Annotated in this window: 17 protein-coding genes; 2 read left to right on the top strand and 15 right to left on the bottom strand. The window is 68.7% G+C overall.

The annotated features are described in order from the left end of the window. Window positions 1-65: 65 nt before the first annotated feature. The 15 genes from recQ to ACFWBB_RS08760 form a co-directional block, all read right to left on the bottom strand. The gene (gene recQ / locus ACFWBB_RS08830; protein WP_385268725.1) at window positions 66-2,123 is read right to left on the bottom strand and encodes a DNA helicase RecQ; all 2,058 of its coding nucleotides are present in this window, start codon (window positions 2,121-2,123) and stop codon (window positions 66-68) included. Window positions 2,124-2,342: 219 nt separating this feature from the next. Next, a complete protein-coding gene (nuoN, locus tag ACFWBB_RS08825; protein WP_385268600.1) occupies window positions 2,343-4,001 on the bottom strand; it encodes an NADH-quinone oxidoreductase subunit NuoN in 1,659 nt (552 codons plus the stop codon). After that, window positions 3,998-5,569 (bottom strand): NADH-quinone oxidoreductase subunit M, encoded by a 1,572-nt coding sequence (locus tag ACFWBB_RS08820; protein WP_385268598.1) that lies wholly within the window; start codon window positions 5,567-5,569, stop codon window positions 3,998-4,000. Before ACFWBB_RS08820 ends, nuoN begins: the two co-directional genes overlap by 4 nt. Before the next feature lie 5 nt (window positions 5,570-5,574). Continuing rightward, complete coding sequence (gene nuoL, locus ACFWBB_RS08815) at window positions 5,575-7,533, bottom strand: NADH-quinone oxidoreductase subunit L (protein ID WP_385268596.1); 1,959 nt, start codon at window positions 7,531-7,533, stop codon at window positions 5,575-5,577. A 15-nt stretch (window positions 7,534-7,548) separates the two neighbouring features. Beyond that, a complete protein-coding gene (gene nuoK, locus ACFWBB_RS08810; RefSeq protein ID WP_020130147.1) occupies window positions 7,549-7,848 on the bottom strand; it encodes an NADH-quinone oxidoreductase subunit NuoK in 300 nt (99 codons plus the stop codon). Next, window positions 7,845-8,687, bottom strand: a complete 843-nt coding sequence (locus ACFWBB_RS08805) for an NADH-quinone oxidoreductase subunit J (RefSeq protein WP_385268594.1) — start codon at window positions 8,685-8,687, stop codon at window positions 7,845-7,847. Before ACFWBB_RS08805 ends, nuoK begins: the two co-directional genes overlap by 4 nt. Further along, on the bottom strand, window positions 8,684-9,334 hold the full coding sequence (gene nuoI / locus ACFWBB_RS08800; RefSeq protein WP_385268592.1) for an NADH-quinone oxidoreductase subunit NuoI: 651 nt from the start codon (window positions 9,332-9,334) through the stop codon (window positions 8,684-8,686). The genes ACFWBB_RS08805 and nuoI overlap by 4 nt, the downstream gene beginning before the upstream one ends. Then, window positions 9,327-10,688 carry an NADH-quinone oxidoreductase subunit NuoH gene (gene nuoH, locus ACFWBB_RS08795; protein ID WP_385268590.1) on the bottom strand — a complete coding sequence of 454 codons (1,362 nt, stop codon included), beginning with the start codon at window positions 10,686-10,688 and terminating at the stop codon, window positions 9,327-9,329. The genes nuoI and nuoH overlap by 8 nt, the downstream gene beginning before the upstream one ends. Further along, complete coding sequence (locus ACFWBB_RS08790; protein WP_385268588.1) at window positions 10,685-13,219, bottom strand: NADH-quinone oxidoreductase subunit G; 2,535 nt, start codon at window positions 13,217-13,219, stop codon at window positions 10,685-10,687. The genes nuoH and ACFWBB_RS08790 overlap by 4 nt, the downstream gene beginning before the upstream one ends. Next, window positions 13,216-14,568, bottom strand: coding sequence for an NADH-quinone oxidoreductase subunit NuoF (gene nuoF / locus ACFWBB_RS08785; RefSeq protein ID WP_385268586.1), 1,353 nt, complete (start codon window positions 14,566-14,568; stop codon window positions 13,216-13,218). Before nuoF ends, ACFWBB_RS08790 begins: the two co-directional genes overlap by 4 nt. Beyond that, a complete protein-coding gene (gene nuoE / locus ACFWBB_RS08780) occupies window positions 14,565-15,452 on the bottom strand; it encodes an NADH-quinone oxidoreductase subunit NuoE (RefSeq protein ID WP_385268584.1) in 888 nt (295 codons plus the stop codon). Before nuoE ends, nuoF begins: the two co-directional genes overlap by 4 nt. After that, the gene (locus ACFWBB_RS08775; protein WP_385268582.1) at window positions 15,449-16,771 is read right to left on the bottom strand and encodes an NADH-quinone oxidoreductase subunit D; all 1,323 of its coding nucleotides are present in this window, start codon (window positions 16,769-16,771) and stop codon (window positions 15,449-15,451) included. Before ACFWBB_RS08775 ends, nuoE begins: the two co-directional genes overlap by 4 nt. Continuing rightward, window positions 16,768-17,532, bottom strand: coding sequence for an NADH-quinone oxidoreductase subunit C (locus ACFWBB_RS08770; protein WP_385268580.1), 765 nt, complete (start codon window positions 17,530-17,532; stop codon window positions 16,768-16,770). Before ACFWBB_RS08770 ends, ACFWBB_RS08775 begins: the two co-directional genes overlap by 4 nt. Further along, complete coding sequence (locus ACFWBB_RS08765) at window positions 17,529-18,083, bottom strand: NADH-quinone oxidoreductase subunit B family protein (protein WP_062640096.1); 555 nt, start codon at window positions 18,081-18,083, stop codon at window positions 17,529-17,531. The genes ACFWBB_RS08770 and ACFWBB_RS08765 overlap by 4 nt, the downstream gene beginning before the upstream one ends. A gap of 13 nt (window positions 18,084-18,096) precedes the next feature. Next, a complete protein-coding gene (locus ACFWBB_RS08760; protein ID WP_007383963.1) occupies window positions 18,097-18,456 on the bottom strand; it encodes an NADH-quinone oxidoreductase subunit A in 360 nt (119 codons plus the stop codon). A gap of 738 nt (window positions 18,457-19,194) precedes the next feature. Between ACFWBB_RS08760 and ACFWBB_RS08755 the strand changes: the two genes are divergently transcribed. After that, a complete protein-coding gene (locus tag ACFWBB_RS08755) occupies window positions 19,195-20,004 on the top strand; it encodes a C40 family peptidase (RefSeq protein WP_385268577.1) in 810 nt (269 codons plus the stop codon). A gap of 173 nt (window positions 20,005-20,177) precedes the next feature. Further along, window positions 20,178-20,804, top strand: coding sequence for a peptide deformylase (def, locus tag ACFWBB_RS08750; RefSeq protein WP_385268575.1), 627 nt, complete (start codon window positions 20,178-20,180; stop codon window positions 20,802-20,804). Window positions 20,805-20,806 lie beyond the last annotated feature (2 nt).

The raw sequence follows: 20,806 nt of genomic DNA, 5'->3' as shown, positions 1-20,806 counted from the left end.
CCCTGTCCCCTGTCCCCTGTCTCCAGTCCTCTGGCTCGTGTCTCCTGTCTCCAGTCCTCTGGCTCCTACATCCAGTCCTCGGGCTCCGGCTCCGCATCCATCTCGGGCCAGTAGTCCGAGGCTCCGGGGTCTGTTCCGGCCCCCGGGCCGGCGCCGGGAGCGGGTCCCGGGGCAATGTCGGGAGCGGCGCTCTCGGCAGCTCCCGGAGTGGCGGTGCCCGGTGTGCCGCCCTGTGCCGCCAGCACCGCGAGCACGCCCTCCCCGTACGTCACCAGTTTCTTCTCGCCGACCCCGCCGATGCCGCCGAGCTGCTCCACCGAGGTCGGCCACGCCGTGACGATCTCCCGGAGCGTGGCGTCGTGGAAGATGACGTACGCAGGGACGCCCTGCTCACGGGCCTGTTCGGCACGCCAGGCACGCAGAGCCTCGAAGGCGGGCAGCAGCTTGTCGGGCAGCTCGGCCGCGGCGGCCTTGGTCTTGCTCCTGCCGGAGGAGGAAGAGCCCGACGCCTTCGCCGTCGTCGGCTTCTTCGGCTCCTTGCGCAGCGGCACGTCCCGCTCGCGGCGCAGTACCACCCCGCTGGCCTCCGTCAGCACCAGCGTGCCGTACTCCCCCTCGACCGCGAGCAGCCCCTGTGCCAGCAACTGCCGTACCACGCCTCGCCATTCGCCCTCGGAGAGCTCCTCACCGATGCCGAACACCGACAGCTGGTCGTGGTCGAACTGGATCACCTTGGCCGTGCGCTTGCCCATCAGGATGTCGACGATCTGCACCGCGCCGAACTTCTGTCCGCGCTCCCGCTGAAGGCGAACGATCGTCGACAGCACCTTCTGGGCCGCGACGGTGCCGTCCCAGGTCTCCGGGGGTGTGAGGCAGGTGTCGCAGTTGCCGCAGCCGGTCGGCTCCGGTTCCTGGCCGAAGTAGGCGAGGAGCTGTCCGCGGCGGCACTGGGCGGTCTCGCACAGCGCCAGCATCGAGTCCAGGTGGGCGGCGGCCCGCCGCCGGAAGGCCTCGTCGCCCTCCCCGGACTGGATCAGCTTGCGCTGCTGTATGACGTCGTTGAGCCCGTAGGCCATCCATGCCGTGGCGGGCAGTCCGTCACGGCCGCCACGTCCTGTCTCCTGGTAGTAGCCCTCGATCGACTTGGGCAGGTCGAGGTGGGCGACGAACCGTACGTCGGGCTTGTCGATGCCCATGCCGAAGGCGATGGTCGCGCACACGACCAGGCCGTCCTCGCGAAGGAACCGGGACTGGTGTGCCGCGCGCGTGCCCGCGTCCAGACCCGCGTGGTAGGGCACCGCCTCGACGCCGTTGCGGGAGAGGAACTCGGCTGTCTTGTCCACGGAGTTGCGTGAGAGGCAGTACACGATGCCGGCGTCGCCGGGGTGCTCCTCACGCAGGAAGTTCAGCAGCTGCTTCTTGGGGTCGGCCTTGGGCACGATCCGGTACTGGATGTTGGGGCGGTCGAAGCTCGCCACGAAGTGCCGCGCCGTCGGCATGTGCAGCCGCTGGGTGATCTCCTGGTGCGTGGCGTGGGTGGCCGTCGCCGTGAGCGCGATCCGTGGCACGTCCGGCCAGCGCTCACCGAGCAGCGAGAGGGAGAGGTAGTCGGGGCGGAAGTCGTGGCCCCACTGGGAGACGCAGTGCGCCTCGTCGATCGCGAAGACCGCGATCTTGCCGCGCGAGAGGAGGTCCAGGGTGGACTCCAGGCGCAGCCGCTCCGGTGCCAGGTACAGCAGGTCCAGCTCGCCGGCGAGGAACTCTGCCTCGGTCACGCGCCGCTCGTCGAAGTCCTGTGTGGAGTTGACGAACCCGGCCCGCACCCCGAGCGCCCGCAGCGCGTCGACCTGGTCCTGCATCAACGCGATCAGCGGGGAGACGACGATGCCCGTACCGGGTCTGACCAGGGCGGGGATCTGATAGCACAGCGACTTGCCGCCGCCGGTCGGCATGAGGACGACCGCGTCCCCGCCGGCCACCACGTGCTCGATGACCGCTTCCTGCTCGCCGCGGAAGGCGTCGTATCCGAAGACCCGGTGCAGCGTGGCCAGCGCCTCGCTCTCGGTCCGCTCCGGTGTCCCGGTGATACCTGTCATCTCGCTGATCCCGCCTGTCCCGCCCATCGACTGGTCCCCCGTACGTCGTCCTTCGACCACTGCCTCCACGATAGGGGTCCGGACTGACAGCGCCGGAGTTATCCACAGGCTCTTTCCGGTGACTCTGCGTGGCGGACCGAGGATCGGGCCGCCCGGGTCCGGGCTGGTGTACACGCCGGTGGGCCCGGCTCCCTCGGGGAACCGGGCCCACCGCACAAGCTCGCCGCAGGTCAGCGGCGCCATGGGTCAGCGCACGAACACTCCCGCCTGGTTCGCCAGGTCCAGGAAGTACTGCGGCGCCACGCCGAGCACCAGCGTGACCGCCACACCCACCCCGATCGCCGTCATCGTCAGCGGCGACGGAACGGCGACGGTCGGGCCGTCGGGCCGCGGCTCGCTGAAGAACATCAGCACGATCACGCGGATGTAGAAGAACGCCGCGATCGCCGACGAGATCACACCGACCACGACCAGCGGGGCCGCGCCGCCCTCGGCCGCCGCCTTGAACACGGCGAACTTCCCGGCGAACCCGGAGGTCAGCGGGATACCGGCGAAGGCCAGCAGGAACACCGCGAACACGGCCGCCACCAGGGGTGACCTGCGCCCGAGGCCGGCCCACTTGGACAGGTGGGTCGCCTCGCCACCGGCGTCGCGCACGAGGGTGACCACCGCGAAGGCGCCGATCGTCACGAACGAGTAAGCGGCCAGGTAGAAGAGGACCGACGAGACGCCGTCCGGGGTGGTCGCGATGACACCCGCGAGGATGAATCCGGCGTGCGCGATGGACGAGTACGCCAGCAGCCGCTTGATGTCGGTCTGTGTGATCGCGACGATCGCGCCGCCCAGCATGGTGATGATCGCGACGCCCCACATGACCGGCCGCCAGTCCCAGCGCAGCCCGGGCAGGACGACGTAGAGGAGGCGCAGCAGCGCGCCGAAGGCGGCCACCTTGGTCGCCGCGGCCATGAAGCCGGTGACCGGGGTCGGCGCGCCCTGGTACACGTCGGGCGTCCACATGTGGAACGGCACGGCGCCCACCTTGAACAGCAGTCCCATGACGATCATCGCGGCGCCGACGAGGAGCAGCGCGTCGTTGCCCATGGTGTCGGCGAGCGCCGGGTTCACGTTCTGGATGGTGCCGTCGACGACGCGCGCGATCGTGCCGTACGACACCGAGCCCGCGTACCCGTACAGCAGGGCGATGCCGAAGAGGGTGAACGCGGAGGCGAAAGCGCCGAGGAGGAAGTACTTGACCGCGGCCTCCTGCGACATGAGCCGCTTGCGGCGGGCCAGCGCGCAGAGGAGGTACAGCGGCAGCGAGAAGACTTCCAGGGCGATGAAGAGGGTCAGCAGGTCGTTGGCCGAAGGGAAGACCAGCATGCCGGCGACCGCGAACAGCAGCAGCGGGAAGACCTCGGTCGTCGTGAACCCGGCCTTGACCGCGGCCTGTTCACTGTCGCTGCCGGGCACGGAGGCCGCCTGGGCGGCGAAGGAGTCGACCCGGTTGCCGTGCGTCTCGGGGTCGAGGCGCCGTTCGGCGAAGGTGAACAGGCCGACCAGGGCGGCCAGCAGGATCGTGCCCTGGAGGAACAGGGCCGGTCCGTCGACCGCGATCGCGCCCATGGCCGCGATGCGCGCCTTCGTGGTGCCGTACCCGCCCTCGGCCAGCGCGACCACCGCGGCGAACGCGGCGACCAGCGCGACGACGGACACGAACAGCTGGGCGTAGTAGCGGTGCTTGCGCGGCACGAACGCCTCGACCAGCACCCCGATGATCGCCGCGCCCACGACGATCAAGGTGGGCGACAATTGCCCGTATTCGATCTTCGGCGTGTCGATCTTCGAAATCGGGTCGGCGGCGGTTGCCGCGGTTGTCCACAGGCTGTGGACGGCTGATGCGCTCACTTGGCCGCCTCCACCTCGGGCTGGGGGTCCTTCTTGTGTACGTCGGACAGGGTCTGCTTGACCGCCGGATTCACGATGTCCGTGACGGGCTTCGGGTAGACGCCCAGGAAGATCAGCAGCACGATCAGCGGGGCGACGACCGCGAGTTCACGCGCGCGCAGGTCGGGCATCGCCGAGACCTCGGGCTTCACCGGGCCGGTCATCGTCCGCTGGTAGAGGACGAGGGTGTAGAGAGCGGCGAGGACGATGCCGAGGGTGGCGACGACGCCGATCGCCGGATACCGCTCGAACGTACCGACCAGGACCAGGAACTCGCTCACGAAGGGTGCGAGTCCCGGCAGCGAAAGCGTCGCCAGGCCGCCGATCAGGAAGGTGCCGGCGAGCACCGGGGCGACCTTCTGCACCCCGCCGTAGTCGGCGATGAGCCGCGAGCCGCGCCGGGAGATCAGGAAGCCGGCGACCAGCATCAGCGCCGCCGTCGAGATCCCGTGGTTGACCATGTAGAGCGTCGCGCCGGACTGGCCCTGGCTGGTCATCGCGAAGATGCCCAGGATGATGAACCCGAAGTGCGAGATCGAGGCGTACGCCACCAGCCTCTTGATGTCCCGCTGGCCCACGGCGAGCAGCGCCCCGTAGATGATGCTGATCACGGCGAGGACGAGGATGAAGGGCGTCGCCCACTCGCTTGCCTCCGGGAACAGCTGGAGACAGAACCGGAGCATCGCGAAGGTGCCCACCTTGTCGACGACCGCGGTGATGAGCACGGCGACCGGGGTGGTCGCCTCACCCATGGCGTTGGGCAGCCAGGTGTGCAGTGGCCACAGGGGCGCCTTCACCGCGAAGGCGAAGAAGAAGCCCAGGAACAGCCAGCGTTCGGTGTTCGTCGCCATGTGGAGCGTGCCGTTGGCGCGGGCCGCGGCGATCTCGGTGAGCGAGAAGTTACCGGCGACCACATAGAGGCCGATCACCGCGGCCAGCATGATCAGGCCGCCGACCAGGTTGTACAGGAGGAACTTCACGGCCGCGTACGACCGTTGCGTGGACGCCGCCTCCTCACCGTGCTCATGGGCACGGTCCCCGAAGCCGCCGATGAGGAAGTACATCGGGATCAGCATGGCTTCGAAGAAGATGTAGAAGAGGAAGACGTCGGTCGCCTCGAAGGAGATGATCACCATCGCCTCGACGCCCAGGATCAGGGCGAAGAAGCCCTGCGTGGGCCGCCAGCGCTTGTGGCCCGTCTCCAGCGGGTCGGCGTCGTGCCAGCCCGCGAGGATGATGAACGGGATCAGCAGCGCGGTCAGCGCGACGAGCGCGACCCCGATGCCGTCCACGCCCAGCTCGTACCTGACCCCGAAGTCCGCGATCCAGGAGTGGGATTCGGTGAGCTGGTAGCGGCCGCCGTCCGGATCGAAGCGGACCAGGACGACGATCGCCAGGGCGAGTGTCGCGAGGGAGAACAGCAGGGCCAGCGATTTGGCGGCGTTGCGCCGCGTGGCCGGTACGGCGGCCGTGGCGACCGCCCCGATCGCCGGGAGCGCCGCCGTCGCTGTCAGCAGAGGAAAGGACATCGGTATCAGACCGCCCTCATCAGCAGGGTCGCGGCGACGAGGAGCGCCGCACCGCCGAACATCGAGACCGCGTACGACCGCACGAAGCCGTTCTGCAGTCGGCGCAGCCGCCCGGAGAGCCCGCCGACCGAGGCCGCCGTGCCGTTGACGACTCCGTCGACCAGGGTGTGGTCGACGTAGACCAGGGAGCGCGTGAGGTGCTCGCCGCCGCGGACCAGGACGACGTGGTTGAAGTCGTCCTGGAGGAGGTCGCGCCGGGCCGCCCGGGTGAGCAGCGAGCCGCGCGGGGCGACGATCGGAACGGGACGGCGGCCGTACTGGGCGTAGGCGATGGCCACGCCGATCACCAGGACCACCATCGTGGCGAGGGTGACGGTGAGGGCGCTGACCGGCGAGTCGCCCTCGGAGTGGCCGGTGACGGGCTCCAGCCAGTGCAGGAAGCGGTCGCCGATGCTGAAGAACCCGCCGGCGAAGACCGATCCGAAGGCCAGCACGATCATGGGGATCGTCATGACCTTGGGCGACTCGTGCGGGTGCGGCTCCGCGTGCTCGCCGTGGTGGGCGGGCTCCGCGCTCGGCGCCTGCGGGGAGCGGGTGGGTTGGTTCTTCCAACGCTCCTCTCCGAAGAACGTCATCAGCATCACGCGCGTCATGTAGTACGCGGTGATGGCGGCGCCGAGCAGGGCGCAAGCGCCGAGAATCCAGCCCTCGGTGCCGCCCTTGGCGAAGGCCGCCTCGATGATCTTGTCCTTGGAGAAGAAGCCGGACAGACCCGGGAAGCCGATGATGGCGAGGTAGCCGAGACCGAAGGTGACGAAGGTGACCGGCATGTACTTGCGCAGGCCGCCGTACTTGCGCATGTCGACCTCGTCGTTCATGCCGTGCATGACCGAGCCCGCGCCGAGGAACAACCCGGCCTTGAAGAAGCCGTGCGTCACCAGGTGCATGATCGCGAAGACGTAGCCGATGGGGCCGAGGCCCGCGGCCAGCACCATGTAGCCGATCTGCGACATGGTCGAGCCGGCCAGCGCCTTCTTGATGTCGTCCTTCGCACAACCGACGATCGCACCGAACAGGAGCGTGACGGCACCGACGACGGTGACGACCAGCTGCGCGTCGGGAGCCCCGTTGAAGATCGCGCCGGACCGGACGATCAGGTACACGCCCGCCGTCACCATCGTCGCCGCGTGGATGAGGGCCGAGACGGGGGTCGGGCCCTCCATCGCGTCCCCGAGCCAGGACTGCAGCGGCACCTGGGCGGACTTGCCGCAGGCGGCGAGCAGCAGCATCAGGGCGATGGCGGTGAGTTTGCCCTCCGAGGCGTCACCGGCGATGCCGGGCTCTCCCTCCGTCCCGAGCAACGGGCCGAACGCGAACGTCCCGAAGGTGGTGAACATCAGCATGATGGCGATCGACAGGCCCATGTCGCCGACGCGGTTGACCAGGAAGGCCTTCTTCGCGGCGGTGGCGGCACTGGGCTTGTGCTGCCAGAAGCCGATGAGCAGGTAGGACGCGAGACCCACGCCCTCCCAGCCGACGTACAGCAGCAGGTAGTTGTCGGCGAGGACGAGCAGCAGCATGGCCGCCAGGAACAGGTTCAGATAGCCGAAGAAGCGGCGGCGGCGCTCGTCGTGCTCCATGTACCCGACCGAGTACAGGTGGATCAGCGAGCCCACGCCCGTGATCAGCAGCACGAACGTCATCGACAGCTGGTCGAGGCGGAAGGCGACGTCCGCCTGGAAACCCTCGACCGGGATCCAGCTGAACAGGTGCTGGGTCAGCGTCCGCTGTTCGGCGTCCTTGCTCAGCAGGTCGCTGAAGAGGACGACACCGAACACGAAGGAGACGGCCGACAGGAGCGTGCCGATCCAGTGGCCGACGGCGTCGAGCCGGCGGCCGCCGACCAGAAGGACGGCCGCTCCGAGCAGGGGCGCCGCGATCAGCAGCGCAATCAGGTTCTCCACGATTCTTCCGACCCCTTACAGCTTCATCAGGCTGGCGTCGTCGACCGAGGCCGAGTGGCGGGAACGGAACAGCGACACGATGATCGCGAGTCCGACCACGACCTCCGCGGCGGCGACGACCATCGTGAAGAAGGCGATGATCTGGCCGTCGAGATTGCCGTGCATCCGGGAGAAGGTGACGAACGCGAGGTTGCAGGCGTTGAGCATGAGCTCGATGCACATGAAGACGACGATCGCGTTGCGCCTGATCAGCACGCCCGTAGCACCGATCGTGAACAACAGGGCAGCGAGATAGAGATAGTTGACGGGGTTCACTTCGACGCCTCCTCGGTCCGCTTCAGGTGCGGCGGTTCGATCGCGGCCCGCTCCAGGCGCTCCTCGGCGCGCTTTTCCAGGGCCTTGAGGTCGTTCAGCGCCTCGGTGGACACGTCCCGGATCTGACCGCGCTCGCGCAGCGTCTTGCTGACCGTGAGCTCCGACGGGGTGCCGTCGGGCAGCAGTCCCTGGACGTCGACGGCGTTGTGCCGCGCGTACACACCCGGCGCGGGCAGCGGCGGTACGTGCTTGCCCTCGCGGACGCGTTGTGCGGCCAGTTCCCGCTGGGTCCTGGGACGTTCGGTGCGCTCGCGGTGGGTCAGCACCATGGCGCCGACGGCGGCCGTGATGAGCAGGGCGCCGGTGATTTCGAAGGCGAAGACGTACTTGGTGAAGATGAGGGCCGCGAGACCCTCCACGTTGCCGTTCGCGTTCGCCTCGGCGAGACCGGTGAACTCCGTCAACGAGGCGTTGCCGATGCCGGCGATCAGCAGGATGCCGAAGCCGAGGCCACTGACGAGGGCCAGCCAGCGCTGGCCCTTGATGGTCTCCTTCAGGGAGTCCGCCGCGGTGACGCCGACGAGCATCACCACGAACAGGAACAGCATCATGATCGCGCCGGTGTAGACGACGACCTGCACGATGCCCAGGAAGTAGGCACCGTTGGCCAGGTAGAAGACCGCGAGGACGATCATGGTGCCGGCGAGACAGAGCGCGCTGTGCACGGCCTTCTTCATGAAGACGGTGCACAGGGCGCCGATCACCGCGACGGTGCCGAGCACCCAGAACTGGAAGGCCTCACCGGTCGAGGTGGAGTAGGCGGCGAGCTGCGCGCTCATCGGCCGACCACCTCCTCCGACGCCGGCTCGTCCGCACCGGACGTGGCGGCGGCCTCCTGCGGGGCCTCACCCCTGGAGACGGCCGGCTGCCGTTCCGTGCCCGGTGCCGCCTCCGTCACCAGGCCCCGGTAGTAGTCCTGCTCGTCCGTCCCCGGGTAGATCGCGTGGGGCGAGTCGACCATGCCGTCCTCGAGACCGGCGAGCAGCTGCTCCTTGGTGTAGATCAGGTTCGCGCGGCTGGAGTCGGCGAGCTCGAACTCGTTGGTCATCGTCAACGCGCGCGTGGGGCACGCCTCGATGCACAGGCCGCACAGGATGCAGCGCGCGTAGTTGATCTGGTACACGCGCCCGTACCGCTCGCCCGGCGAGTAGCGCTCCTCGTCGGTGTTGTCCGCGCCCTCGACGTAGATGGCGTCGGCGGGGCAGGCCCAGGCGCACAGCTCGCAGCCGACGCACTTCTCCAGGCCGTCCGGATGGCGGTTGAGCTGGTGCCGTCCGTGGAACCGGGGAGCTGTGGTCTTCTCCTGCTCCGGGTACTGCTCGGTCAGCCGCTTCTTGAACATGGCCTTGAAGGTCACGCCGAAGCCGGCCACGGGGTTCTGGAAACCGGGCGTCGTCTGCCCGGCCTCCTTGGGCTCCTCAGCCATCGGACGCCTCCTTTCCATCCATCGATCCGTCACTCACAGTGTCCGCCCCACCACTGACAACGAGCTCCCGTTCCTGACGTGAGCGGCGCCTGGGCACCGGTGGAAGCTCCTGGCCCGGCAGTGGCGGTACGGGGAACCCGCCCGCCATCGGGTCGAAGCCGACGGGCTCGGCGGGGGCCTGTGCGTCCTTCCCGCCGTTGCGGAACATGTCCACGACGAAGGAGAGCACCAGCAGGGCCAGGACACCGCCGCCGACGTAGAGGGCGATGTCGGTGAAGCCGTAGTTCTCGTTGCGCAGCGTCCGTACGGTCGCGACGAGCATCAGCCACGTCACCGAGACCGGGATCAGGACCTTCCAGCCGAGCTTCATCAGCTGGTCGTAGCGGACGCGGGGAAGCGTGCCGCGCAGCCAGATGAAGAAGAACAGCAGCAGCTGCACCTTGACGACGAACCAGAGCATCGGCCACCAGCCGTGGTTCGCACCCTCCCAGAAGGTGCTGATCGGCCAGGGGGCCCGCCAGCCGCCGAGGAAGAGCGTGGTCGACACCGCGGAGACCGTCACCATGTTCACGTACTCGGCGAGCATGAACAGCGCGAACTTGATCGACGAGTACTCGGTGTTGAAGCCGCCGACCAGGTCGCCCTCGGACTCCGGCATGTCGAAGGGAGCGCGGTTGGTCTCGCCGACCATCGTGATGACGTAGAGGATGAAGGAGACCGGCAAAAGCAGGATGTACCAGCGGTCCTGCTGCTGCGCGACGATGGTCGACGTCGACATCGACCCCGAGTAGAGGAACACCGAGGCGAACGAGGCGCCCATGGCGATCTCGTAGGAGATCATCTGCGCGCAGGACCGCAGACCGCCGAGCAGCGGATAGGTGGAACCGGAGCTCCACCCCGCCAGCACGATGCCGTAGATGCCGACCGAGGCCACCGCCAGGATGTAGAGCATCGCGATCGGCAGGTCGGTCAGCTGCATCGTGGTGCGCTGACCGAAGATCGAGATCTCGTTGTCGGCGGGCCCGAAGGGGATCACCGCGATCGCCATGAAGGCCGGGATGGCCGCGACGATCGGCGCGAGGACGTACACCACCTTGTCCGCGCGCTTGACGATGAGGTCTTCCTTCAGCATCAGCTTCACGCCGTCGGCGAGCGACTGGAGCATGCCCCAGGGGCCGTGCCGGTTGGGACCGATGCGCAGCTGCATCCAGGCGACGACCTTGCGTTCCCAGACGATGGAGAACAGCACGGTCACCATCAGGAAGGCGAAGCAGAAGACGGCCTTGACGACGACCAGCCACCAGGGGTCGTGGCCGAACATCGAGAGGTCTTCAGCGGCGAGGTACGGGCTCATGCCTCCACCTCCTTGGGGGCGTCGGCGGCGAGCGTCGCCGGGCCGATACGGACGAGGGTGCCGGGCGTGGCCCCGGAGTCGGATGCGACGCCCCTGCCGGTGGAGTTCAGCGGGAGCCAGACCACCCGGTCGGGCATCTCGGTGATCATCAGCGGGAGTTCGACCACCCCGGCGGGCCCGGTCACGGCGAGTACGTCGCCGTCCTTGACGCCCGCCTCGGCGGCTGTGGCCGCCGACACGCGCGCGTGTGCGGCGTGCCGGGTCCCGGCGAGCGCCTCGTCGCCCTGCTGGAGGACACCCTGGTCGAGCAGCAGCCGGTGCCCGGCCAGGACAGCCTCCCCGGCGGCGGGTCGCGGCAACTGTGCCCCGGTCTGCCGGGGTTCGGTGGCCCGGGAGCCGTCCCAGGCGCCGAGTCGGTCGAGCTCCGCGCGCGCCGTGCGCAGGTCCGGCAGGCCGAGGTGGACGTCCATGGCGTCGGCCAGCATCTGAAGCACGCGCGCGTCGGCGGGAGCCGGGCGGCGTGTCATCTGGTCGGGCTTCAGTGCCGCCTCGAAGACGCGGACCCGGCCTTCCCAGTTGAGGAAGGCGCCCGCCTTCTCGGCGACCGCGGCCACCGGGAGGACGACGTCGGCGTGCTCGGTGACCTCGCCGGGTCGCATCTCCAGCGACACCACGAAGCCGGCCTCGGCGAGCGCCGCACGCGCGCGTGCCGGGTCGGGCAGGTCCGCGACCTCGACGCCCGCGACGAGCAGCGCCTGGAGTTCGCCGGATACGACGGCCTCGACGATCTGCCCGGTGTCCCGGCCGTAGCGGTGCGGAAGTTCGGCCAGGCCCCAGACCGCGGCGACCTCGTCACGCGCGCGTGGGTCGGTGGCCGGACGGCCGCCCGGCAGCAGCGAAGGCAGCGCGCCCGCCTCGATCGCGCCCCGCTCCCCCGCCCGGCGTGGGATCCACACCAGGCGGGCGCCGGTCGCCGAGGCGGCCCGCACGGCGGCGGTGAGACCACCGGCCACACCGGCCAGTCGCTCGCCGACGACGATCACCGCGCCCTCTGCCCGCAGCGCCTCGGCCGCCCTGGCGCCCGCGTCCTCCAGACCGACACCGCCCGCGAGCGCGTCCAGCCACTCCGTCTCGGTGCCCGGAGCGGCCGAAAGCAGCGTGCCGCCCGCCTTCTCCAGACCCCGCGTGACATGCGTGGCCAGCGAGAACACCCGCTGCCCGTGCTTGCGCCAGGCCTTGCGCAGCCGCAGGAAGACGCCGGGCGCCTCCTCCTCCGACTCGAACCCGACCAGCAGGACGGCGGGCGCCTTCTCCAGGAAGGTGTACGTGACGCCCGTACCTGCCCCGGACTCCGTCCGGGAGCCGCCGCGCCCTAGGTCCAGGCCGCGACCGGCGACGTGTGCGGCCAGGAAGTCGGCTTCCTCGCTGCTGTGCACGCGCGCGCGGAAGTCGATGTCATTGGTGTCGAGCGCCACGCGCGTGAACTTGCTGTACGCGTAGGCGTCCTCGATGGTGAGGCGGCCGCCGGTCAGGACGCCGGTCCTGCCACGCGAGGCCAGCAGGCCCTGGGCCGCGATCTGCAGCGCGTCCGGCCAGGAAGCCGGTACGAGGTCACCCTCGGCGTCGCGCACCAGAGGCGTTTCGAGCCGGTCCCGCTGCTGCGCGTACCGGAACGCGAACCGCCCCTTGTCGCAGATCCACTCCTCGTTGACCTCGGGATCGTTGGCGGCCAGTCGCCGCATGACCTTGCCGCGCCGGTGGTCGGTGCGCGTGGCGCAGCCGCCGGAGCAGTGCTCGCAGACCGAGGGCGAGGAGACCAGGTCGAAGGGCCGGGAGCGGAACCGGTACGCCGCCGAGGTCAGCGCGCCGACCGGGCAGATCTGGATGGTGTTGCCGGAGAAGTACGACTCGAAGGGGTCGCCCTCACCGGTACCGACCTGCTGGAGCGCCCCCCGCTCGATCAGTTCGATCATCGGGTCGCCCGCCACCTGGTTGGAGAACCGGGTGCAGCGGGCGCACAGCACACACCGCTCGCGGTCGAGCAGCACCTGCGTGGAGATGGGGAGGGGCTTCTCGTACGTCCGCTTCCTGCCCTCGAAGCGCGACTCGGCCTGGCCGTGCGACATGGCCTGGTTCTGAAGGGGACACTCGCCGCCCTTGTCGCAGACCGGGCAGTCCAGCGGGTGGTTGATGAGGAGCAGCTCCATCACACCGTGCTGCGCCTTCTCGGCGACCGGTGAGGTGAGGTGGGTCTTCACCACCATGCCGTCCGTACACGTGATCGTGCAGGACGCCATGGGCTTGCGCTGGCCCTCCACCTCGACGATGCACTGGCGGCACGCGCCGACCGGGTCGAGGAGGGGATGGTCGCAGAAGCGGGGGATCTCGATGCCGAGTTGCTCGGCGGCCCGGATGACCAGGGTGCCCTTGGGCACGCTGATCTCGGCGCCGTCGATCGTCAGCGTGACGAGATCTTCCGGCGGGACCGCCGCCTCGCCGCCTCCGGAGGGAGCGCTGGTGGTCACCGTCATGCGTTCACCTCCGTGTGCTTGTCCGCCCAGGCCGTCGACTTGGCCGGGTCGAAGGGGCAGCCGCGGCCCGTGATGTGCTCCTCGTACTCCTCGCGGAAGTACTTGAGCGAGGAGAAGATCGGCGAGGCGGCGCCGTCGCCGAGGGCGCAGAAGGACTTGCCGTTGATGTTGTCGGCGATGTCGTTGAGTTTGTCGAGGTCGGAGAGGGCTCCCTTGCCGGCCTCGATGTCCCGCAGCAACTGCACGAGCCAGTAGGTGCCTTCACGGCACGGGGTGCACTTGCCGCAGGACTCGTGTGCGTAGAACTCGGTCCAGCGGGTCACGGCTCGCACGACGCAGGTCGTCTCGTCGAAACACTGGAGAGCTTTTGTGCCGAGCATGGAACCCGCGGCACCCACTCCTTCGTAGTCAAGAGGGACGTCGAGGTGCTCTTCGGTGAACATCGGCGTCGAGGAGCCGCCCGGCGTCCAGAACTTGAGCCGGTGCCCGGGTCGCATGCCGCCGCTCATCTCCAGGAGCTGGCGGAGGGTGATGCCGAGCGGGGCCTCGTACTGGCCGGGGGAGGCGACATGCCCGCTGAGCGAGTAGAGCGTGAAGCCCGGGGACTTCTCGCTTCCCATCGACCTGAACCATTCTTTGCCGTTTTGCAGAATCGCGGGAACCGACGCGATCGACTCGACGTTATTCACCACAGTCGGGCATGCATAGAGGCCCGCGACAGCAGGGAAAGGAGGGCGCAGCCGCGGTTGACCACGGCGGCCTTCGAGCGAGTCGAGCAGTGCGGTCTCCTCACCGCAGATGTACGCGCCGGCGCCGGCGTGCACGGTGAGTTCGAGGTCGAGTCCGCTGCCCAGGATGTTCTCGCCGAGGTAACCCGCCGCGTAGGCCTCGCGCACGGCCTCGTGCAACCGCCGCAGAACGGGGACGACTTCACCACGCAGATAGATGAAGGCATGAGACGACCGGATGGCGTAGCACGCGATCACGATGCCCTCGATGAGGCTGTGCGGGTTCGCGAAGAGGAGCGGGATGTCCTTACAGGTCCCGGGCTCCGATTCGTCGGCGTTGACAACTAGATAGTGCGGCTTTCCATCACCCTGGGGAATGAACTGCCATTTCATTCCCGTCGGGAATCCCGCGCCGCCTCGTCCTCGCAGACCGGAGTCCTTGACGTATGCGATCAGGTCGTCCGGCGACATGGCGAGCGCCTTGCGGAGGCCCTCGTACCCTTCGTGCCTTCGGTAGACGTCCAGGCTCCAGGACCGGTCCTCGTCCCAGAAGGCCGACAGCACGGGTGCGAGCAGCTTCTCCGGGCTGCTGCCCTTCAACTCGGGTGCCAAGGTCATCACTCCCCCTCCTCGGCGGTAGGCCCTGCCGGGTGGGCCGGGTCGGAGGCCGACGTCTCCTGCGGCGCGTCGTGCGAACTCAGGTGCTCGGTGGGCGACGGCTCGTGCGGTGTCGCGTCGCTCGGCGCCCTGTCCTGCGGCTCGTCGTGCGGCCCGCCGTCCCGCGGATGGACCACGCGCGCGGGTGCGGTCTCTCCCCTTGCCAGGCGAAGACCCACCAGCGACGCAGGTCCCGCACTGCCGCCTGCCTCGACGGCTCCGTCGCGCTCGTCGGGGAAGCCCGCCAGGATCCGGGCGGTCTCCTTGAAGGTGCACAGCGGCGCACCGCGCGTCGGCGACACGGTGCGACCGATCCGCAGGTCGTCCACCAGGCGCTTCGCGCTCTGCACGGTCTGGTTGTCGAAGAACTCCCAGTTGACCATCACGACTGGCGCGAAGTCACAGGCAGCGTTGCACTCGATGTGCTCCAGGGTGATCTTGCCGTCGCCGGTGGTCTCGCCGTTGCCGACGCCCAGGTACTCCTGGAGCTCCTCGAAGATCGCGTCGCCGCCCATCACCGCGCACAGCGTGTTGGTGCAGACACCCACCTGGTAGTCACCGCTGGGGCGGCGCCGGTACATGGTGTAGAAGGTGGCGACCGCGGTGACCTCCGCCGTGGTCAGTTCCAGCACGTCCGCGCAGAACCGCATCCCGGTACGCGTGACGTGTCCCTCCTCCGACTGCACGAGATGCAGCAACGGCAGGAGCGCGGACCGGGAGTCGGGATAGCGGGCGATAATCTCGCGCGCGTCCGATTCCAGCCGGGCCCGGACGTCGTCCGGGTAGGCGGGCGCGGGCAGTTCGGGCATGCCCAGGCTGACGCCCCGCTCGGAAGAAGAGGTGGTCACCGGTCGACGCCTCCCATCACGGGGTCGATGGATGCGACGGCGACGATGACGTCGGCGACCTGGCCGCCCTCGCACATCGCCGCCATGGCCTGCAGATTGGTGAAGGACGGGTCCCGGAAGTGGACCCGGTAGGGCCGGGTGCCTCCGTCGGAAACGGCGTGCACCCCGAGTTCGCCCTTGGGTGACTCGACGGCCGCGTACGCCTGTCCCGGCGGCACGCGGAAGCCCTCGGTCACCAGCTTGAAGTGGTGGATCAGGGCCTCCATGGAGGTGCCCATGATCTTCTTGATGTGGTCGAGGGAGTTACCGAGTCCGTCGGGGCCCAGGGCGAGCTGGGCGGGCCAGGCGATCTTGCGGTCGGCCACCATGACGGGACCGGGCTGCAGCCGGTCCAGGCACTGCTCGACGATCCGGAGCGACTGGCGCATCTCCTCCAGGCGGACCAGGAAGCGGCCGTAGGAGTCGCAGGAGTCCGCGGTCGGGACCTCGAAGTCGTACGTCTCGTAGTCGCAGTACGGCTGCGCCTTGCGCAGGTCGTGCGGGAGGCCGGTGGACCGCAGGATGGGGCCGGTGGCGCCGAGGGCCATGCAGCCGGCCAGGTCGAGATGGCCGACGTCCTGCATACGGGCCTTGAAGATGGGGTTCCCGGTGGCGAGCTTGTCGTACTCGGGGAGGTTCTTCTTCATCTTCTTCACGAACTCGCGGATCTGGTCCACCGCGCCGGGCGGCAGGTCCTGGGCGAGTCCGCCGGGGCGGATGTACGCGTGGTTCATCCGCAGGCCCGTGATGAGCTCGTAGATATCGAGAATCATTTCACGATCACGGAATCCGTAGATCATGATCGTGGTGGCGCCGAGTTCCATGCCGCCGGTGGCGATGCACACCAGGTGGGAGGACATCCGGTTCAGCTCCATCAGGAGCACCCGGATGATCTTGGCCCGCTCGGTGATCTGGTCCTCGATACCGAGGAGCTTCTCGACGGCGAGACAGTAGGCGGTCTCGTTGAAGAAGGACGTCAGGTAGTCCATGCGCGTCACGAACGTGGTGCCCTGCGTCCACGTGCGGTACTCGAGGTTCTTCTCGATACCGGTGTGGAGGTAGCCGATGCCGCAGCGGGCCTCGGTGACCGTCTCGCCCTCGATCTCCAGGATCAGACGGAGCACCCCGTGGGTGGAGGGGTGCTGGGGGCCCATGTTGACGATGATGCGCTCGTCGTCGGCGCGGGTCGCGGACTGGACGACCTCGTCCCAGTCGCCACCGGTGACCGTATATACGGTGCCCTCGGTGGTCTCACGGGCGGATGCTGACTGCGTGCTCATGAGTACGACCTCCGCTGGTCCGGAGCCGGGATCTGGGCGCCCTTGTATTCGACGGGGATGCCGCCGAGGGGGTAGTCCTTGCGCTGCGGATGGCCCTGCCAGTCGTCCGGCATCATGATCCGCGTCAGTGCCGGATGGCCGTCGAAGACGATCCCGAAGAAGTCGTAGGTCTCGCGTTCGTGCCAGTCGTTCGTCGGATACACGGAGACCAGGGACGGGATGTGCGGGTCGGCGTCCGGGGCGCTGACCTCCAGGCGGATCAGCCGGTTGTGGGTGATCGAGCGCAGGTGGTAGACGGCGTGCAGCTCGCGGCCCGTGTCGTTCGGGTAGTGCACGGCGCTGACGCCGGTGCAGAGCTCGAAGCGCAGGGCCGGGTCGTCGCGCAGGGTGCGGGCGACCCGGAGCAGGTGCTCGCGCTCGATGTGGAACGTGAGCTCGTCGCGGTCGACGACCGTCTTCTCGATCGCGTTCGCGGGGAGCAGGCCCTGCTCCTCCAGCGCGCCCTCGAGTTCGTCGGCGACCTCGTCGAACCAGCCGCCGTAGGGCCGGCTCGCCGCTCCGGGGAGCCGGACGGAGCGGACCAGGCCGCCGTACCCGGAGGTGTCGCCGCCGTTGTCGGCGCCGAACATGCCGCGTTGGACGCGGACCTCCTCGCCGCCCTGGCCACGCTGGCCGGGCAGGTTGGAGGCGGAGAGATCCTTCTCGGGATTCACCCCGTTCGAGGACCCGTTCGCACCGTGGGTGCCGTTCGCGTCGCTCACCGCAGCAGCCCCTTCATCTCGATCATGGGCAGGGCCTTGAGCGCCGCTTCCTCCGCCTCGCGGGCCGCCTCCTCGGCGTTCACGCCGAGCTTGGTGTTCTGGATCTTGTGATGGAGCTTGAGGATCGCGTCCATCAGCATCTCGGGGCGAGGCGGGCAGCCCGGGAGATAGATGTCGACGGGCACGATGTGGTCGACGCCCTGGACGATCGCGTAGTTGTTGAACATGCCGCCGGAGGAGGCGCACACGCCCATGGAGATGACCCACTTGGGGTTCGGCATCTGGTCGTAGACCTGGCGGAGCACCGGCGCCATCTTCTGGCTCACCCGGCCCGCGACGATCATCAGGTCGGCCTGGCGGGGCGAACCCCGGAACACCTCCATACCGAAGCGCGCCAGGTCGTAGCGGCCGGCGCCGGTGGTCATCATCTCGATGGCACAGCAGGCGAGGCCGAACGTGGCGGGGAAGACGGACGCCTTGCGCACCCAGCCCGCGGCCTGCTCGACGGTGGTCAGCAGGAAACCGCTCGGCAGTTTTTCTTCGAGTCCCATGACTAAAGGCCCCTCAGTCCCATTCCAGGCCGCCGCGCCGCCACACGTACGCGTACGCCACGAAGACGGTGAGCACGAAGAGCAACATCTCCACGAGCCCGAAGACACCCAGGGCGTCGAAGGTGACGGCCCAGGGGTAGAGGAAGACGATCTCGATGTCGAAGACGATGAAGAGCATCGCCGTCAGGTAGTACTTGATGGGGAAGCGCCCGCCGCCGGCCGGCGTGGGGGTCGGCTCGATACCGCACTCGTAGGCCTCGAGCTTGGCGCGGTTGTACCGCTTCGGCCCGATCAGCGTGGCCATGACCACGGAGAAGATCGCAAAGCCTGCCCCGAGGGCTCCCAGTACGAGGATGGGCGCATACGCGTTCACCGCTCCTCGCTCCTCTCAGTCGGCACTGACTGCTGGCGATGACGTGGACTCGCCGCCCCGCAGATCACGTGGACCCCGCCCGTCCCGGCGAAGATCGCGAACATGTGAAGCAGGTCACAAGCCCAACTGCCTGGCATCCTATGCCCGCCGCTCTGTGATCTGCGACACGGGGTATTACACAAGCTTTGTGATCTCCACCACCTGACGAAGGATCATGAAGTCATATCGACAGTGATCTTCATACGCGAAGCGTCAGAGTGATCACAAGAAGTGACATTTACGCTCGTCACCGCAGGAAACGCGGGTCGTCTCCATATCAAGAGGCTTCCCTTGCATGCAAATTGGTGATGGACGCCGGGCCCTGATAGTGGCGCGCATTCACACATCAGAGGGAGACGGTGGCGGGATGTGGACGCGTGCTCGCGTTCACGAGCGGAAGCGACCGCACCGGGCGCGCGAGACGCGACGGCTCGGGTGGCCGTTCCGTGACCTCCGCCACATCGCGAGAGGCGCCCAAGAAGAGGGCTTGGCCAACCGTCTTAACCGGTGGTAGGTGGCGGGCAATCCGGGCGTAACGACGAAAGCCCATGATCACAGGCCTGATCACCCGCGTCCGCAATGTCCGTTACGGCGTCAATAAAGAACCCAGGGCAGGGAATTTGGGGCGCCCATTGAACAACTGTGGCGCACCACACGTTTCTTGAAGGTATGGAGGAGCCCCTGATACCGGTTGTACCCATGTCCCTCACCGCTCACATACGCAGCCACCGGAAACCCCGCCGCAGCGCGTCGACGATCGCGATGCGGGCCGGAGTCGCCAGTGGTGTCCTCGGCACGCTGGCCGTCGCCACAGCAGCTGGCTCGGCCAACGCCGCCGAGCCGGTGACGCAGACGCTCGAACTGCCCGTGCTCACCGGCGACCTGGCCGCCCAGGTCGCGCAGTCCGCTCAGGCCACGCAGCAGGCCGCGGCGAACTACCAGCTTCAGGCCGAGCGTGACGCGGCCGCCTCGGCCGCCGCCAAGGAGGCCAAGAAGGACCTCGCCCACGCCAAGGCCGAGGCGAAGAAGAAGTCCGAGGCCGCCCGCAAGGCCGCCGCCGAGCGGGCCACGCGTGCCGCCGAGCGGACCACGCTCTCCACGACGGCGAGCACTGACAGCACCAGCTACGCCAGCACGAGCAGCTCCACGGCGACCGGTTCGGCCGCGGCCGTCATCGCCTTCGTGAAGGCACAGATCGGCGACGCCTACGTCTCCGGCGGCACCGGCCCCAACTCGTGGGACTGCTCGGGTCTCATGCAGACCGCCTTCAAGCAGGTCGGCATCGACCTGCCGCGCGTCTCGCAGGACCAGTCGACCGCCGGCACCCAGGTGTCGCTGGACAACCTGCAGCCGGGCGACATCCTGTACTGGGGCAGCGCGGGCAGCGCCTACCACGTGGCGGTGTACGTCGGCGACGGCATGTTCGTCGGCGCGCAGAACCCGTCCACCGGTGTGGCCGAGAAGCCGCTGTCGTACGACCCGCCGACCGGCGCGGTACGGGTGCTCTGACACCCCTCTGGTGCCCTCTGAGGGCACCTCACGCACGCAAGGGCCGCAGCCGCTCGGGGGCAGCGGCCCTTCGGGCTCTTCTCGAGCGCCCGGGTGCCAGGGACTCTCCTGGGACGCTTGTGTGCGAGTCGCGGAACTCCGCGGCCCGCACACGAGTTGAAGGAGAGAGCGCCATGCCAAGCGTGTTCGTCCAGGGGCGGCCCGTCGCCTCGTACCCCCCGCTCGCGCCCGAGGCCCGGCGCGGCTCGGTTCGGCGTGTCACCGAGGTCGGTGAAGCGGTGCTGCACAAGCCCTGCCGGGACGTCACCGAGTTCGGCCCGGATCTGGCCGCGCTCATCGACGACATGTTCCTCACCATGTACGTCGCCGAAGGAGCCGGCCTGGCGGCCAACCAGGTCGGTGTCGACCTGCGGCTGTTCGTCTACGACTGCCGGGACGACGAAGGTGCCCGACATGTCGGACACCTTGTCAATCCGGTGCTGGACGGACTCGAGCCGGCCGGGCGACGTCTGCTCGACGAGGGCGAGGGATGTCTGTCGGTGCCGGGCGCCGTCATGGACGTACCGCGACCGGACCGGGCCGTGGTGCGCGGGTACGACCGGGAGGGGCGCCCGCTCGTCGTCGAGGGGCGGGGGTACTTCGCGAGGTGCCTGGAGCACGAGAGCGACCATCTGAACGGCCGGGTCTACCTGGACCGGCTCCCCACGAGGGCGAGGAAGCAGGCGCTTCGGCAGGTGGCGGACCGGCGGGAGGAGGTCCTCGCGCGCCGGGCCGCCAGACAGGAGGCGCTCACCTCCTGACG

This window comes from Streptomyces sp. NPDC060000 (assembly GCF_042737375.1).
Lineage (GTDB): Bacteria > Actinomycetota > Actinomycetes > Streptomycetales > Streptomycetaceae > Streptomyces.
This window is presented reverse-complemented; position numbering and strand designations above follow the sequence as displayed.

Excerpts from the sequence above, each read along its gene's own strand:
- def (WP_385268575.1), top strand. The coding sequence starts at position 20,178 with ATGCCAAGCGTGTTCGTCCAGGGGCGGCCCGTCGCCTCGTACCCCCCG.
- ACFWBB_RS08805 (WP_385268594.1), bottom strand. The coding sequence starts at position 8,687 with ATGAGCGCGCAGCTCGCCGCCTACTCCACCTCGACCGGTGAGGCCTTC.
- ACFWBB_RS08775 (WP_385268582.1), bottom strand. The coding sequence starts at position 16,771 with ATGAGCACGCAGTCAGCATCCGCCCGTGAGACCACCGAGGGCACCGTA.
- recQ (WP_385268725.1), bottom strand. The coding sequence starts at position 2,123 with ATGGGCGGGACAGGCGGGATCAGCGAGATGACAGGTATCACCGGGACA.
- ACFWBB_RS08790 (WP_385268588.1), bottom strand. The coding sequence starts at position 13,219 with ATGACGGTGACCACCAGCGCTCCCTCCGGAGGCGGCGAGGCGGCGGTC.
- nuoI (WP_385268592.1), bottom strand. The coding sequence starts at position 9,334 with ATGGCTGAGGAGCCCAAGGAGGCCGGGCAGACGACGCCCGGTTTCCAG.
- ACFWBB_RS08765 (WP_062640096.1), bottom strand. The coding sequence starts at position 18,083 with ATGGGACTCGAAGAAAAACTGCCGAGCGGTTTCCTGCTGACCACCGTC.
- ACFWBB_RS08820 (WP_385268598.1), bottom strand. The coding sequence starts at position 5,569 with ATGTCCTTTCCTCTGCTGACAGCGACGGCGGCGCTCCCGGCGATCGGG.
- ACFWBB_RS08755 (WP_385268577.1), top strand. The coding sequence starts at position 19,195 with ATGTCCCTCACCGCTCACATACGCAGCCACCGGAAACCCCGCCGCAGC.
- nuoH (WP_385268590.1), bottom strand. The coding sequence starts at position 10,688 with ATGAGCCCGTACCTCGCCGCTGAAGACCTCTCGATGTTCGGCCACGAC.